The 15395-nt window shown below is 61.4% G+C and carries 16 protein-coding genes; 8 read left to right on the top strand and 8 right to left on the bottom strand.

Annotated elements, in window-relative coordinates:
- Nucleotides 1-6 precede the first annotated feature (6 nt).
- From hflC to cfaB, 7 genes are all read left to right on the top strand, one after another.
- Nucleotides 7-1002, top strand: a complete 996-nt coding sequence (gene hflC / locus HBO41_RS22985) for a protease modulator HflC (RefSeq protein ID WP_169987982.1) — start codon at nucleotides 7-9, stop codon at nucleotides 1000-1002.
- On the top strand, nucleotides 999-2033 hold the full coding sequence (gene hflK / locus HBO41_RS22980) for a protease modulator HflK (protein WP_138450390.1): 1035 nt from the start codon (nucleotides 999-1001) through the stop codon (nucleotides 2031-2033). The genes hflC and hflK overlap by 4 nt, the downstream gene beginning before the upstream one ends.
- Entirely contained in the window at nucleotides 2030-3916 is a 1887-nt protein-coding gene (locus HBO41_RS22975) for a cation-translocating P-type ATPase (RefSeq protein WP_058421072.1), read from the top strand. Before hflK ends, HBO41_RS22975 begins: the two co-directional genes overlap by 4 nt.
- A 117-nt stretch (nucleotides 3917-4033) precedes the next feature.
- Nucleotides 4034-4288 (top strand): membrane protein, encoded by a 255-nt coding sequence (locus tag HBO41_RS22970; RefSeq protein WP_017135097.1) that lies wholly within the window; start codon nucleotides 4034-4036, stop codon nucleotides 4286-4288.
- 66 nt (nucleotides 4289-4354) lie between these two features.
- Nucleotides 4355-5200 carry a DUF692 domain-containing protein gene (locus HBO41_RS22965; RefSeq protein WP_017135096.1) on the top strand — a complete coding sequence of 282 codons (846 nt, stop codon included), beginning with the start codon at nucleotides 4355-4357 and terminating at the stop codon, nucleotides 5198-5200.
- Nucleotides 5191-5979: a DNA-binding domain-containing protein gene (locus tag HBO41_RS22960; RefSeq protein ID WP_099550217.1), complete on the top strand. Its 789-nt coding sequence runs from the start codon at nucleotides 5191-5193 to the stop codon at nucleotides 5977-5979. The genes HBO41_RS22965 and HBO41_RS22960 overlap by 10 nt, the downstream gene beginning before the upstream one ends.
- Before the next feature lie 87 nt (nucleotides 5980-6066).
- Entirely contained in the window at nucleotides 6067-7251 is a 1185-nt protein-coding gene (gene cfaB / locus HBO41_RS22955; protein ID WP_017135094.1) for a C17 cyclopropane fatty acid synthase CfaB, read from the top strand.
- Nucleotides 7252-7322: 71 nt separating this feature from the next.
- Here cfaB and cls read toward each other — a convergent pair whose 3' ends face one another.
- Nucleotides 7323-8762, bottom strand: coding sequence for a cardiolipin synthase (cls, locus tag HBO41_RS22950; RefSeq protein WP_017135753.1), 1440 nt, complete (start codon nucleotides 8760-8762; stop codon nucleotides 7323-7325).
- Nucleotides 8763-8892: 130 nt separating this feature from the next.
- Between cls and HBO41_RS22945 the strand changes: the two genes are divergently transcribed.
- Complete coding sequence (locus tag HBO41_RS22945; RefSeq protein WP_017135754.1) at nucleotides 8893-9414, top strand: DUF3617 domain-containing protein; 522 nt, start codon at nucleotides 8893-8895, stop codon at nucleotides 9412-9414.
- A 231-nt stretch (nucleotides 9415-9645) separates the two neighbouring features.
- Here HBO41_RS22945 and HBO41_RS22940 read toward each other — a convergent pair whose 3' ends face one another.
- The 7 genes from HBO41_RS22940 to folE2 are packed head-to-tail and all read right to left on the bottom strand — an operon-like array spanning nucleotide 9646 to nucleotide 15271.
- Nucleotides 9646-10983, bottom strand: coding sequence for a dihydroorotase (locus tag HBO41_RS22940; protein ID WP_169987867.1), 1338 nt, complete (start codon nucleotides 10981-10983; stop codon nucleotides 9646-9648).
- A gap of 3 nt (nucleotides 10984-10986) precedes the next feature.
- A complete protein-coding gene (locus tag HBO41_RS22935) occupies nucleotides 10987-11547 on the bottom strand; it encodes a DapH/DapD/GlmU-related protein (RefSeq protein WP_017135756.1) in 561 nt (186 codons plus the stop codon).
- The gene (gene hisI / locus HBO41_RS22930) at nucleotides 11544-11957 is read right to left on the bottom strand and encodes a phosphoribosyl-AMP cyclohydrolase (RefSeq protein ID WP_169987865.1); all 414 of its coding nucleotides are present in this window, start codon (nucleotides 11955-11957) and stop codon (nucleotides 11544-11546) included. Before hisI ends, HBO41_RS22935 begins: the two co-directional genes overlap by 4 nt.
- The gene (locus HBO41_RS22925; RefSeq protein WP_056860918.1) at nucleotides 11954-12832 is read right to left on the bottom strand and encodes a metal ABC transporter substrate-binding protein; all 879 of its coding nucleotides are present in this window, start codon (nucleotides 12830-12832) and stop codon (nucleotides 11954-11956) included. Before HBO41_RS22925 ends, hisI begins: the two co-directional genes overlap by 4 nt.
- Nucleotides 12833-12843: 11 nt before the next feature.
- Nucleotides 12844-13710 carry a metal ABC transporter permease gene (locus HBO41_RS22920; RefSeq protein WP_017135759.1) on the bottom strand — a complete coding sequence of 289 codons (867 nt, stop codon included), beginning with the start codon at nucleotides 13708-13710 and terminating at the stop codon, nucleotides 12844-12846.
- Nucleotides 13710-14378, bottom strand: a complete 669-nt coding sequence (locus HBO41_RS22915; protein ID WP_138450735.1) for a metal ABC transporter ATP-binding protein — start codon at nucleotides 14376-14378, stop codon at nucleotides 13710-13712. Before HBO41_RS22915 ends, HBO41_RS22920 begins: the two co-directional genes overlap by 1 nt.
- Nucleotides 14375-15271, bottom strand: a complete 897-nt coding sequence (folE2, locus tag HBO41_RS22910) for a GTP cyclohydrolase FolE2 (RefSeq protein ID WP_099550221.1) — start codon at nucleotides 15269-15271, stop codon at nucleotides 14375-14377. The genes HBO41_RS22915 and folE2 overlap by 4 nt, the downstream gene beginning before the upstream one ends.
- Between the last annotated feature and the right edge of the window lie 124 nt (nucleotides 15272-15395).

Raw genomic sequence — 15395 nt, 5'->3', positions numbered from 1 at the left:
GTCTGTCTGTTGAGCGCTCATTCTCACGATCACGGTCATCACCATCATCATGGCCACCACCATCACCATCATGGCGACGAACAGGCTGCTGGCCCATTCCCATGGCGGCGCATGGCCTGGGCGGTATTGCTGGTGTTGTTTGCCGTTGCTGCGGCGAGCCTGGTGCAGGTGCGCTCCGGTGAAGCCACGGTGATTACCCGCTTCGGCAACCCGGCGCGGGTACTGCTGGAGCCGGGCCTGGGCTGGCGCTGGCCGGCGCCGTTCGAAGCGGCGATCCCGGTGGACTTGCGCCTGCGCACCACCTCCAGCGGTTTGCAGGATGTGGGCACCCGCGATGGCCTGCGCATCATCGTGCAGGCCTACGTGGCGTGGCAGGTGCAAGGCGATGCCGACAATGTGCAGCGCTTTATGCGTGCGGTGCAGAACCAGCCTGATGAAGCGGCGCGGCAGATTCGCACCTTCGTCGGCTCGGCGCTGGAAACCACCGCTGCCAGCTTCGACCTGTCCAGCCTGATCAACACCGACGCCAGCCAGGTGCGCATTGCTGATTTTGAAGCACAGCTGCGCCAACAGATTGATCAACAATTGCTCATTACCTATGGCGTACGCGTGGCGCAAGTGGGCGTCGAACGCCTGACCTTGCCTTCCGTCACCCTGACCGCCACCGTCGACCGCATGCGCGCCGAGCGCGAAACCATCGCCACTGAACGCACCGCCGTGGGCAAGCGGGAAGCGGCGCAGATTCGCTCCGCTGCCGAGCGGGATGCGCGCATCGTGCAAGCCGATGCCACGGTGAAAGCCGCCGATATCGAAGCCCAGTCGCGGGTTGAGGCGGCGCAGATTTACGGGCGTGCCTACGCCGGCAACCCGCAACTGTACAACCTGCTGCGCTCGCTCGATACCTTGGGTACCGTGGTCACGCCGGGCACCAAGATCATCCTGCGCACCGATGCTGCACCGTTCCGTGCACTGGTAGACGGGCCTAAGGACGTTCAGCCATGACCGAGCGTGACGGCCCGGACAGCCCGTGGATCCAGGCCGGGCGTCTGACCTTCCTGGCGTTGTACGCGGTGACGGTATTGGCGGCGTTGGCCTGGGCGTTTTCGAATGTGCGCCAGATCGACCCGCAGAACCGCGCCGTGGTGTTGCACTTCGGCGCGCTTGACCGCATCCAGAACGCCGGGCTTTTGCTTGCGTGGCCGCAGCCCTTCGAGCAAGTGGTGCTGTTGCCGGCGGCGGACCGTGTGATCGAGCGGCGAGTGGAGAACTTGTTGCGCTCCGAGGCGGCGATCCAGGCCGACCGCGTGGCCAGTTTTGCCACGCCCTTGAGTGACGCGCTGGCCGGTTCCGGTTATTTGCTGACGGGCGATGCCGGCGTGGTGCAGTTGGATGTGCGGGTGTTTTATAAGGTCACCGAGCCTTACGCGTTTGTGTTGCAGGGCGAGCACGTGCTGCCGGCCCTGGATCGGCTGGTGACGCGCAGCGCGGTGGCCCTGACCGCCGCGCGCGACCTGGACACGATTCTGGTGGCGCGCCCTGAACTGATCGGCACCGACAACGGTGCCGCCGAGCGCCGTGAGCGCCTGCGCGGTGATCTGGTGCAAGGCATCAATAAACGCCTGGCGCAGCTGGCTTCGACGGGGTTGGGCTTGGGCATCGAAGTCACTCGCGTCGACGTGCAATCAAGTCTGCCAGGCCCGGCCGTCAATGCTTTTAACGCCGTGCTGACGGCCAGCCAGCAGGCCGACAAAGCCGTGGCCAATGCGCGCACCGAAGCGGAAAAGCTCACCCAGACCGCCAACCAGGAAGCCGATCGGCTGGTGCAGGTTGCCCACGCCCAGGCCAGTGAACGCTTGGCCAACGCCCAGGCGCAAACCGCGACCGTCGCCAGCCTGGCTCAAGTCAAAGACCCTGGCTTGTTGCTGCGTCTTTATCGCGAGCGCTTGCCGAAGATTCTGGGCCAGGCAGGTTCTGTGACCACCGTCGACCCTAAAGACGACTCCCGCTTGATCATTCAGGGAGCCGAGCAATGAGCGCACCCATGTTGACCTCCGCCGAGCAGCGCAGCGCTGCCCGGCAATTGACCCTGGCCATGCTGGCTCTGGGTTTACTTGTGCTCGGCCTGGTCTGGCGCTGGCTCGCGCCGGACCAGACCGGTGTCAGCCAATTACTCCTCGGCGTGGCGTCCTTGCTGGTGGCCGTGCCGGTGATGCGCTCGGCCTGGTACAGCCTGCGTTACCCAAGCCTGCATGGCATCACTGACCAATTGATCGCCCTGGCGATGCTCGGTGCCTGGGCCACCGGTGATCTGCTGACCGCCGCGTTGTTGCCGATCATCATGATCTTCGGCCATGTGCTGGAAGAGCGCAGCGTGATCGGCTCTCAGGAAGCGATTCACGCCCTGGGCAAACTGACCCGCAGCCATGCGCGGTTGGTGCAGGCCGATGGCAGCATTATTGAAGTGGATAACGGCACGCTGAACACCGGCGACATTGTCGAAGTGCGCGCCGGTGATCGCGTGCCCGCCGACGGCGTGGTGCTGTCGGGCCAGGCGAGCCTGGACACGGCGCCTATCACCGGTGAGTCGGTGCCGCTGGAAGCGAGCGTCGGTGTGCAGGTGTTTGGCGGTGCGATCAACCTGGATGGGTTGCTGCGCTTGCAGGTGACCCGCACCGGCGATGAATCGACCTTGGGCAAGGTCATCGCCCTGATGCAAAACGCTGAACGCTCCAAGCCACCGATCACGCGGCTGCTGGAGCGTTACGCCGGTAGCTATATGGTGCTGGTATTGCTGCTGGCGGCGGTGACCTGGTTTGTCACCAATGACGCTCAGGCAATGTTGGCGGTGTTGGTGGCGGCGTGCCCGTGTGCCCTGGTGTTGTCGGCGCCGGCCACAGCGATTGCCGGGATTGCGGTGGCGGCGCGCCATGGGATTTTGATTCGCAGCTCGGCGTTTCTGGAGGAGTTGGCGGACCTGACCTCGTTGGTGGTCGACAAGACCGGCACGCTCACCTTCGGCACGCTGCGTTTGCAGTCCATTGAAACCACAGCGCCGGATCGGCAGGTGTTGTTGAATCTTGCCGCCAGCCTGGGTTCGGCCAGCAGTCACCCGGTCAGCCGTGCGCTGGCCGGTTTGGCCACGCAAGAGCAAATGCTGGTGCTGACGGATATTCACGAACGCCAGGGGCTTGGCGTCGTGGCGCAAACCGGGCAGGGCGAGGCGGCGCTGGGGCGACCGGAGTTGTTCGAGCAGTTGGGTATTGTCACGACGACAGTCCCGAACCATGACGGCCCGATTGCCGGGCTGGCCTTGAACGGGCAGTTCCTGGCCTGGCTGTTGCTGGCGGACAGCGTCAAGCCGGAAGCACGCCAAGCGCTGCAAGAGCTGCGCGACCTCGGTTTGGGCCGTCAACTATTGCTGACCGGCGACCGTCAAAGTGTCGCCGACAGCCTGGCGCTCGACGTAGGCATCAGCGACGTCGAAGCGCAGGCCTTGCCGGAAGATAAGCTCAACCGCGTGCTGGGGGAAATTGGCAGCGGTTTCCGGCCGATGGTCGTCGGTGATGGCATTAACGATTCCCTGGCGCTCAAGGCGGGTGTGGTCGGTGTCGCCATGGGCGCCGGCGGGGCGGACATCGCCCTGGCATCGGCGGACGTGGTGTTGATCGGCAGCGATCTGCGTCGCCTTGGCACCTGTGTGCGCTTGAGCCGCCAGTGCCGACATACGTTGCAGGTCAACGTGATCATCGGCCTCGGCTGGACGCTGGCCATCGTGGTGTTTGCTGCTTTTGGCTGGCTGGGCGCAGCAGGCGCAATGATCGCGGCGGTGTTGCATAACCTCAGCACCCTGCTGGTATTGGGTAATGCCGGGCGTTTGCTACGCTTCCAGGAGCCGCTTTTGAAGCTGGATGAATAATTTTCAGAAATATTTGCACACAGCTGTAACGCCAGTGATGGACCTCACTCTAGTGGTATGTCGAGACTGAACAATCCGTTCAGACCGATTCCACTACCGATCATGAGGAATACAAAAATGAACTTCAAATCCGCTGCTGCTGGTGCCGCCCTCGCAATGGCCGCCGCTACCATGTTTGCTGGTGTTGTCACTCAGGCTCAAGCCGCTGACACCGCTGTGCACTGCTACGGCATCAACGCTTGCAAAGGCCAGAACGATTGCAAAACCAAGGACCACGCTTGCAAAGGTCAAGGTTCGTGCAAAGGTCAGGGCTTCAAGGCTATGGCCAGTGCAGACGCTTGCACCAAGGCTGGTGGCAAAGTCGGCGAATAACCGGCAACGGGTGCAACCGCAGCGGACGCCCCCCGCCGCTGCGGGCACTTTGCCCAGGAGTGTGTGATGTCCGCTTCCCTTACAAGTCTGGGTTACGGCCTGGGTTTACGCAGTGAGTACTACCAGCAGATCCTTGAACAGTCGCCGGCCGTGGATTGGTTCGAAGTGATCTCCGAGAATTATCTGGTCCAGGGCGGTAAAGCCTTGTACTACCTGGACGCGATAGCCGAGCGTTATCCCCTGGTGATGCACGGTGTGTCCCTGTCCATCGGTGGGCCGCATGCCCTCGATAGCGATTACCTGAAACAAATCAAACAACTTGCCGAGCGCATTCAGCCCGCGTGGATCTCCGATCACCTGTGCTGGAGCCGCGGCAGTGCCCATCAGTTGCACGATTTGCTGCCGCTGCCTTACACCGAAGAAAGCCTTTACCACGTGGCTGCCCGCGTGCGCCAAGTGCAGGATGTGTTGCAGCGCCCATTGGTACTGGAAAACGTCTCCAGCTATGTGCGCTCCAAGGCCGATGAATTTACCGAGTGGGAATTCCTCAATGCCCTGGCCCATCTGACCGGGTGCCAGCTGCTGCTGGACGTGAACAACGTGTATGTCAGCTCGCGCAACCACGGGTTTGATGCCTGGACCTTTATCCGTAGTTTGCCGCCCGAGAGTATCCGCCAGCTGCATTTGGCCGGGCATATGGACTACGGCGACTATGTGGTCGATACCCATGACCATCCAGTGTGCGACCCGGTTTGGGCGCTTTATCAGCAGACGCTTGAGCATCTGGGGCCGGTGTCGACCTTGCTGGAACGCGATGACCATTTCCCACCGTTCGAAGAACTGCTCACCGAGTTGAGCAAGGCCCGTGAACTGGGCGCGACCGCCTTGGCCCGGAGGTCGTTATGCGCTTGACCGATTGGCAGTTGGCTTTTGAGCAGCACTTGTTATCTGAAGACTCAGCCGCCAACAGTGGCTTCGCCGCGACCTTGCTGGGTGGGCCGACCCTGGATGTGGACACGGGCCTGGCGATTTATCACAACGCCTACCTGTCGCGCTTGCAGGAAGTACTGCGCCATGACTTCGGTGCCATTTGGTATTGGCTCGGCGATGATGAGTTCGCATTACTGACAGAAGCCTATTTGCGCCGATATCCCTCCGCCCATTACAGCCTGCGTTGGCTGGGGGAGCGGTTCCCGGCGTTTATCGTTGAGCACCTGGTGGCTGAGCAGAGCGCGCCGCTGGCTGAGCTGGCGCGGTTGGAATGGGCGTTTACCCTGGCGTTTGATGCCCCGCAGGGTGAGCCGCTGGCCCTTGCTGATATGGCGCAATTGGCGCCTGAAGACTGGCCTGGGTTGCAGGTGAACCTGGCACCTTCGGTGCAGCAGATGCTGTGTCACTTCAATACCGTGGCAATCTGGCGGGCGAGCAAGGATGAGTCGGACTTTCCCGACAGCCACGCGTTGGAGCTGGCGCAGATTTGCCTGGTATGGCGCCACCAGAACGTATGCCATTACCGCAGCCTGGAGCCAGCGGAAGCCAGTGCCTTGGCGGGAATGGTGACCACCGGCTGGAATTTTTCAGAACTGTGCGAAGCGCTGGTAGTCACTTATGCAGAGGGTGCGCCACTGCAGGCGGTGACATGGCTGAAACAGTGGATTCAGGACGGTTTGCTCGAGCGCCGAGCCCCATAGAAGAAGGCTATTAAATCGATAGCCTCCTACTTTGTCTTCTGATGGTCTACCCTCATTCCAGACGTCTGAAACAAGGGGGGACTACTCATGCTCGCGCAACTTCCACCGGCCTTACAGAATCTTCAGCTACCGCTGCGTCTTCGACTCTGGGACGGCCATGAATTCAACTTGGGCCCCGAGCCCAGTGTGACCATCGTGGTGAAGGACCCCACGGTCGTGTCCAAGCTGACTCATCCAACGCTCGATGCTTTGGGCGAAGCCTTCGTCGAGGGCAAGTTGGAACTGGAAGGCTCCATCTCCGAGGTTATCCGGGTATGTGACGAGTTGAGTCACGCCCTGATCGATGACGACGAGGGGAGTCATCCGGTGCGCTCGATCCACGACAAGGCTACAGACGCAGCGGCTATTTCCTACCATTACGACCTGTCCAACGAGTTCTACCAGCTATGGCTGGACCAGGACATGGCGTATTCCTGCGGGTATTTCGAAACCGGCAGCGAATCCATCGACCAGGCCCAACAAGATAAATTTCGCCATCTGTGCCGCAAGTTGCGGCTGCAGCCGGGTGAGTATTTGCTCGATGTAGGCTGTGGCTGGGGCGGCCTGGCGCGGTTTGCGGCGCGCGAGTTCGGAGTCAAAGTGTTTGGCATTACCTTGAGCAAGGAGCAGCTGGCGCTGGCTCGGGAACGGGTTAAGGCTGAAGGGCTGGAAGATCAGGTCGACCTGCAACTGCTCGACTATCGCGACCTGCCGCAAGACGGTCGCTTCGACAAAGTAGTGAGCGTGGGCATGTTCGAGCACGTCGGCCACGCCAACCTGGCGGAGTATTGCAAGACGCTGTTTGGCGCGGTACGCGAAGGCGGCCTGGTGATGAACCACGGCATCACCGCCAAGCACACCGACGGTCGACCTGTGGGGCGTGGCGCCGGGGAGTTTATCGAGCGTTACGTATTCCCCAACGGCGAGCTGCCGCACCTGGCGATGATGACTGCCGAAATCAGCGAAGTCGGGCTGGAGGTGGTCGACGTCGAAAGCCTGCGCCTGCACTACGCGCGCACCCTGGACCACTGGAGCGAGCGCCTGGAAGACAACCTCGAAGCGGCGGCGAAGATGGTGCCGGAGCAGGCATTGCGGATCTGGCGGCTGTACCTGGCCGGTTGCGCGTATGCGTTTGCGCGGGGCTGGATCAATTTGCATCAGATATTGGCGGTGAAGCCTCACGCCGATGGCAGCCATGAACTGCCGTGGACGCGGGAAGATATTTACCGCTGATTCAGACGCACTGAAGATCTAAAACTGTGGGAGCTGGCTTGCCTGCTCCCACAGTTGTATGGTGTTGTTGCTTAGAGGATGGGTGAAATAAGCCGCGCCACCCGCATGCCCAGCTGTTGCAGGCGCCGAGTCTCGCGGCTTTCTTCCTGGCTGACTTCATGGGCAAGGGCGAAGTCGTCCAGCAGCATCTGCTCCACTTCGCTGGCAAACGCCTCGTCCACCGTCAGCAACATCACTTCAAAATTCAGCCGGAACGAACGGTTGTCCATGTTCGCACTGCCGATGGCGCTGATTTCGCTGTCCACCAACACGACCTTCTGATGCAAAAAGCCTGGCTTGTAGCGGAACACCCGCACGCCTGCGCGTACCGCTTCGATCGCATAAAGGCTGGACGCGGCGTAGACGATGCGATGGTCTGGGCGCGATGGCAGTAACAGGCGCACGTCGACTCCGCGCAGCACGGCCAGGCGCAAGGCCGAGAACACTGCTTCATCGGGGATGAAATACGGGCTGGTGATCCACACGCGCTCGGTGGCCGCATGAATGGCTTCGACAAAAAACAGCGAACACGTTTCATACGGATCAGCCGGGCCGCTGGCGAGTAATTGGCAGAGCACGCCGTCTTCGGGGTAAGTGTCCGGCAAAATCAGCGGTGGCAATTCGCGCGCCGCCCAGAACCAGTCTTCGGCAAACGACTCCTGCAGGCACGCCACCACTGGGCCGGTGACCTGCACATGGGTGTCGCGCCACGGTGCCAGCGGCGGCTTTTTGCCCAGGTATTCATCGCCGACGTTGTGCCCGCCGACAAAGCCGGTAATGCCGTCCACCACCACGATTTTGCGATGGTTGCGAAAGTTGACCTGGAAACGGTTGAGCCAGCCGCTGCGGGTGGCGAACGCTTTGACTTTGACCCCAGCGTCGCGCAGCGATTGCACATAACGGTGGGGCAGGGCGTGGCTGCCGATGCGGTCGTAGAGCACGTGAATGTCTACACCTTCGGCAGCTTTTTCCTTCAGCAGTGCATGCAGCTGTCTGCCAAGCTCGTCGTCATGAATGATGAAAAACTGGAACAGCACCGCAGTTTTGGCATTGCGAATGGCGTCGAAAATCGCGCTGAAAGTGGCCTCACCATTGATCAGCAAACGCACTTCATTATTGGCCAGGCACGGCATGCGTCCCAGTTTGGGCATGGCGCGCAAGGAACCGTAGGCGCTGGAGTTGCGCGCGGCCAGGGCTTCATCGACCCAGGGGCGCCAGTTCAGCTCGGTGATGGCGGTGTGCATTTCCTGGTTGGCCTGCCGACGTGCCTGGATGTACGCGTCGAAGGTGCTGCGGCCGAAGATCAGGTATGGGATCAGCGTCAGGTAAGGCATGAACATCAGCGACAAGGCCCAGGCGATCGAGCCTTGGGCGGTCCTGACCGTCAGTACCGCGTGGATCGCGGCCAGCGTCCCGAGAAAGTGCAGCGTGGCAATGAAGTAGGCGAGCAGGTGCGGGCCAAAAAAATCCATGAACGACATCACTCCAGGCAATCGAGTGCCTAACAGACCATGTTCCACGGCGAATGTCGCTATTTTATTTGCCGTGCAACACTGGCGGCTTTGCGGCGTCTAACGCCCACAATTACCCAGGAGTTACCCGATGAATGCTCGTCTGCTTGGTTTGGCCATGGTTGTTGGATTGACGCTGCCCGTGGCGGCTCAGGCGCAGATGCTGGCGCCGGGCTTGTGGGAATTGACCACCAGCAATATGAAAGTCGATAACCAGGATTTGCCGGACCTGTCGCTGATCCTCGGTCAGCTCAAGCAACAGATGACCCCGGAGCAGCGTGCGATGCTGGAAAAACAGGGCATCACCATGGCCGGTAAAGGCGTGCAGGTATGCCTGACGCCTGCCCAGGTCGCCTCTGATTCTATCCCGCTGACCGACCCGCAATCGGGCTGCAAACAGGAAGTGACCGACAAGACCGGCAACCAATGGAAATTCCGTTTCAGTTGCCCGAAAGCCCAGGGCACTGGCGTTGCAACCTTCCAAAGCCAACAGGAATTCACTACCAAGGTAAACGGTACTTTCAATGCCACCGGCGTCCAGCAGAAGGGCAGTCTGGACACCCACGCCCAGTGGCTGGGCAACGATTGCGGTACGGTAAAACCCCGCGCTTAAGCTGTGGGAGTTGGCTTGATCGCAGCACAGGTGCACAACTATTGAAGGTTGCCACCTTCTCTGTGGCGAGGGAGCTCGCTCCCGCTGGGCCGCGAAGAGGCCCCTGCTCTTTGCTTTAAAAGCATGGGACTGCTGCGCAGTCCAACGGGAGCAAGCTCCCTCGCCACAGGTTACTTTTTACCCTTCAGCCTTCTTGACTGAATGGTATTAGGGCAAGCCCGCTGGCGTCGGTCAGCGCAGAAAATGCAAGGGCAAGCCCTGGCAGCTGTCGACCACCTGGCCGTTGTGCCACGCCAGGTGGCCAGACACCAGCGTGGTGCTCACGCTGTGGCGAAAGCTGCGTTCGGCGAAGGGTGTCCAGCCACAGCGGGCGAGGATCGGCTGGCTGCTCACCGGTTTGCCTTCGGGCTCGGGTTTGATCAGCACCAGGTCGGCCCAATAGCCTTCACGCAAGTAACCACGGTCCGGGATGGCGAATAAATCGGCCACCCGGTGACTGGTTTTTGCCACCAGCGTGGCCAGAGGCAAATGCCCGTCGATGACCAATTCCAATAACGCCGGCAACGCGTGCTGCACCAGCGGCAACCCGGACGGCGCTTCACGATAGCCCAACTGTTTTTGCGCCCAGGTATGCGGCGCATGGTCAGTGCCAATCACATCCAGACGATCACTCAACAAGGCCAGGCGCAACGCGTCGCGGTCGGCGCGGGTCTTGATCGCCGGGTTGCATTTAATCTGGTGGCCGAGGCGATGGTAGTCGCGGTCATCGAACAGCAGGTGGTGCAGGCAGACTTCGGCAGTGATGCGCTTTTCGGCCAAGGGTTTGTCTTCGAACAATGCCAGTTCGCGGGCACTGGTCAGGTGCAGCACATGCAGGCGCGTGCCATGGCGCTTGGCCAATTCCACGGCAAGGGACGACGAGCGATAACAGGCTTCGGCATCGCGGATCAGCGGGTGGGCGACCGCAGGGATGTGCTCGCCGAAACGCTCGCGCAGGCGTTGCTCATTGGCCAGGATGCTCGGTGTGTGTTCGCAGTGGGCGAGCAGGATGGTCGGCACTTGCGCAAACAGCCGCTCCAGAATCCGTGGGTCGTCCACCAGCATATTGCCGGTGGAGGCGCCCATGAACACTTTGACCCCGGCCACTGCACGCGGGTCGAGGGCGGCGACGACGTCGAGGTTGTCGTTGCTCACGCCAAAGTGAAAGCCGTAGTTGGCGACCGAATGCAGCGCAGCGCGACGCTTTTTATCGGCCAGTGCTTCCAGATTCAGCGTGGCCGGGTTGGTGTTGGGCATATCCATGAAGCTGGTGATGCCACCGGCCACTGCCGCGCGGGATTCGCTGTAGAAGCTGCCTTTGTCCGGCGCGCCGGGTTCGCGAAAGTGTACCTGGTCGTCGATCATGCCCGGCAGCAGCCATTGGCCTTGGGCGTCGATTTCCACTGGCTCGTTGTAGCCTTCAAGGCTGCCGGCAATCTTCTCGATGCGGCCATTGGCGACCAGCACATCGGCGTCGAATTCCTGGCCTTCATTGACGAGGCGGGCGTTGCGGATCAGCAGGCGGCTCATGGTTCAGAACTCGTTTTGCAGGGCTTTGTAACCACGGACCAGGTCGACGTTGGTACGCGCGACGTCTTCGGAAAACTCCGAGGCGCTGACGCTCACCGGCGGGAATTGCGACAAGTCGGTATTGGGGCCGATGCGGGTGGTGGAGGGCACGTAGAAGGCGGCGGGCAAGTCGCGCCCATCGACCACCGAGTTGTGGCGCACCACACAGCCATCGCCGACGGCGCAGTTGAACAGCACGCTGTTGAAGCCGATGAAAACGCGGTCGCCCACGGTGCACGGGCCGTGGACGATGGAGCGATGCGCGATAGACGTAAACTCGCCAATCGTCACCGCCGCGCCGGACTTGGAGTGGATCACCACGCCGTCCTGGATATTGGAATTGGCGCCGATGGTGATCGGGTCCATGTCGCCGGTGGCGTCGACTTCGTCGGCGCGGATCACGGCGTAGGGGCCGACGAACACGTTCTCGCCGATGATGACCTTGCCGCAGATGATCGCGGTCTTGTCGACGTAGGCCGACTCGGCAATCACCGGCAGGTCGCCGGAGGGGTTTTTGCGGATCATGCAACAGGCTCCGTAATAATGTGAACGTGGTCGCCCACAATGGCGTTGTAGAAACAGGTCGGCCGCCCGGTGTGGCAGGCCGGGCCTTGCTGGTCGACGATCAGCAGCACGGCGTCGCCATCACAATCCAGGCGCGCCTCAATCAACTGTTGCCAGTGGCCGGAGCTTTCGCCTTTGCGCCACAGTTGCTGGCGCGAGCGCGACCAGTAGCAGACGTGCCCGCTGGCCAGGGTTTCGCTGAGCGCCTGGCGATTCATCCAGGCCAGCATCAGCACGGCGCCGCTGCCGTGTTGCTGGGCGATGGCGGCAATCAGGCCATCGCTGTTCCACGGCAGGGCGTCGAGCACGGGTTCGAGTGGAAAGCGGCTGCCAAGGGCAGCCTCTTCCAGGTCGAGCATGCTCAGGGTCATGGCTTGCTCAGGGCGGCGCACAAGGTGTTGAGGTTGTACTCGAACAGCCCGGTGAACGTGCTGGCCGGGCCTTCGGCGGCGAGGGCGTCGGAGTACAGCGTGCCGCCGATTTGCGCGCCGCTTTCGTCAGCGATCTGCTTGAGCAGGCGCGAGTCCTTGATGTTTTCCATGAACACGGCTTTGACCTTGTCCTTGCGGATCTGGGTGATCAGCGCAGCGACTTCGGCGGCCGAAGGTTCGCGTTCGGTCGACAGACCTTGTGGTGCCAGGAACTGAATGCCATAGGCCTGGCCCAGGTAACCAAAGGCGTCATGGGAGGTGACGATGCGACGGTTGCCGGCGGGCAGCGCGCCGAACTTGGTCTTGGCTTCGGCCAGCAAGCGGTAGATTTCTTTCAGGTAGGTCTGGCTGTTATGCAGGTAGTCGGCCTTGTTGGCCGGGTCGGCTGCCACCAGTGCCTTGGTGATGTTGTTCACATAGATTTCGGCGTTGGCCAGGTTGTGCCAGGCGTGCGGGTCCGGAATGGTTTCGCCGTCTTCTTCCATGGTGTGGGAAATCACGCCTTTGCTGGCGGTGACCACAGTAGCTTTGGTTTCGGTGCTGGTGACCAGGCGGTCCAGCCAGGGTTCGAAGCCCAGGCCGTTCTTGATGATGACCTTGGCCTTGAGCAGGGCTTTGGCATCGTCCGGCGTCGGTTCATAGGTGTGGGCGTCGGAGTCGGGGCCGACCATGTTGCTGATCTGGATGTGATCGCCACCGATCTGGTGAGTGATGTCATCGAGAATGCTGAAGCTGGTGACTACTTGGAGTTTGTCGGCGGCCTGGGCCATCGACAAGGGCAGCAGAAGACTGAACAGCACGAGTAAAGCGCGCATCGGGAAACACCTCATTGGGATGTAAGAGAGGGCGGGCGGCGCAGCAAGCCGTGCACCGGGCCGAAAACCACGGACAGCAGATACCCGCCGCCAGCCACCAGCACGATGGCCGGGCCGCTGGGCAGTGAGTAGTAGAACGACAGCAGCAAACCAAGCCACACCGACAGGCATCCCAGCACCGCCGATACCGCAATCAACACCGGCAGGCGCCGGCTCCAGAAGCGTGAAGCAATCGCCGGCAACATCATCAAACCCACCACCATCAACGCGCCGATAGCCTGGAAGCCGATCACCAGGTTCAGCACCACCAGGGTCAGGAATAACCCGTGGGCGAGTGGGCCGAGGCGGCTGACGGTTTGCAGGAACAGCGGGTCAAGGGTGTCCAGCAGCAGCGGTTTGTAGATCAGCCCCATGGCGATCAGGCTGAAACCCGAGACCCAGAGCATGCCGGTGAGGGTGGTTTCATCCACCGCCAGGGCGGAGCCGAACAGCAGGTGCAAGAGGTCCAGGCGCTTGCCGGCGATGCCCAGGATCAGCACACCCGCGGCGAGCGAAATGGGGTAGATGGCCGCGAGGCTGGCATCTTCACGCAGGCCGGTGCGGCGGGTGATCCACGCCGACAATCCGGCCATGCTCAGCCCAGCGCCGAGGCCACCGATGGTCAGCGCCGGCAGGCTGATGCCGGCGAACCAGAAGCCGAGTGCGGCGCCGGGCAGGATGCCGTGGGCAACGGCGTCGCCGATCAGGCTCATGCGCCGCAGAATCAAAAACACACCCAGCGGCGCGGTGCTGCAGGCAAGCACCAACCCTCCAATCAGGGCACGGCGCATGAAAACGAAATCTTGAAAGGGCATCCACAGGTGGGCGGCGAAGTGCATCAGGCCACCTGCATGTGAGGTTGCGGGCGGATCAGTTCTTTACTGGGGCCAAATACGCAGCCAGAGCTTTTGATTTGCACTACTTGCTGAGTGTGGTGGCGCACGGAGGCAAGGTCATGACAAACGATCACCACCGTGCGGCCTTCATCGTGCCAGGCGTGCACATGGTTCCAGCACAGCGCCTGGCCTTCTTCGTCGAGGGCGGCGTGGGGCTCGTCGAGCAGCAATACTGGCGCTTCAGCCAGGCTCATGCGCGCCAGCAGTGCACGTTGCAGTTCGCCGCCAGACAACGCCATCAACGGTCGATGTTCCAGGCCGGTGAGGCACCAGTCTTCCAGCACTGCGTGCAGACGCTGGCTGCGTTGTTCCGGGCTGAGTTTGGTGCCCCAGAATCCGGCGGCCACCAACTCTTGCAGGCTGATCGGAAACTGCCGGTCCAGGTGTTGCTGCTGTGGCAGGAACGACAAGCCGCCACGACGTGGAACATCCACGCTGACGTTGCCCGCCAACGGCTTTTGCAGCCCAGCGATGACTTTGAGCAGGCTGCTCTTGCCCGTGCCGTTGGCGCCAATGATGCCGGTGAGGCTGCCTTTTTCCAGGCGCAGATCCAGCGCAGGGGTGAGTGGTTGCCCGGGGGCGCCCCAGCGCAAAGCGTTGCAGGTGATCATGCAGAGTCTCTCGTCCAGCGGCTTTCAGCCACGGCATCGTGCGCGTGTAGGCTTTCGGCGTGGATCACTTTCAGGTGGAAGGCTTTGACAGCATCCGAGCGTTTCAAGGCGAGGTTCAGGCGGCGGGCGGCGTCTTCGCAGAACATCAGGTTCTGCCCATTGGCCAAGGCGAAGGCTTGTTCGTCCGCCCGTTTTACAGCGGTTTGCACGGCGGTGCCGAGGGCGGCTTCGACGGTGTCGATCAGGTCTGTGAGCGGCAGCGTGTTCTGGCTGGCGTCCAGTTGGATCGACAGTTGGGCGCTGCTGCGCTGGCTGTGAGGCGTGGCCACGATGCCGTTGGCGCTGCCGAGCCAGGTCAATACGTCTTCGTGCTGCACCGGTTTGTTGGCGAAGTCCTGAAGAAATTGCTGCTGAATCAACTGCCTGGCGAGCGCAGCTGAGCATGGGCAGGTTGAGGAATAAGTAACGTCAATTTTTAGTTCCACGTGGAACATCTGGTTTTCCAGACGCGCTTCGATGCACACCGGGTAGCCTTTCCAACCGGCCAGCGGGCTGACCAGCGCCGGGCGTTTGAGTAACAAATCCGTGTGAATGCGCAAGTAGGCGTTCTTAGATAATCCTTCATGACTCTCGAGAAAGCGCTGCAGTACATTACGCAGAAGTGCAGGTGTAAGAAGCTGCTGGTCGAGCATTTCCAAGGCCAGGTACAGGCGCGACATATGAATGCCACGGGCCTCGCCATCGTCCAGGCTTACGCCCGCATCGGCGGTGGCAGTCAGGCGTTGGCCGTCGATGAGGATTGGCAGGGCGATGCCGCACATGCCCACCCAGTCGAGTGGCAAGGCTTGCCGTGAAGCCTGCGCGGCGATATCCGGCAAAGTCAGCGCATTCATGAGCAGGTCCATCGTTGGCAATAAAAAGACATGTTATATTATAACGATTAAGTCGACGATGATTTTTCTGCTCCAGTCTTTCTTCAGTCATGTCGAGCAGGGACGCTCCTTTATTTGCGGTGTT

The organism is Pseudomonas sp. WS 5146, assembly GCF_012985495.1.
GTDB classification, from domain to species: domain Bacteria; phylum Pseudomonadota; class Gammaproteobacteria; order Pseudomonadales; family Pseudomonadaceae; genus Aquipseudomonas; species Aquipseudomonas edaphica.
Note: the sequence above shows the minus strand (reverse complement) of the source record. Positions and strands in the feature narration are given on the sequence as shown.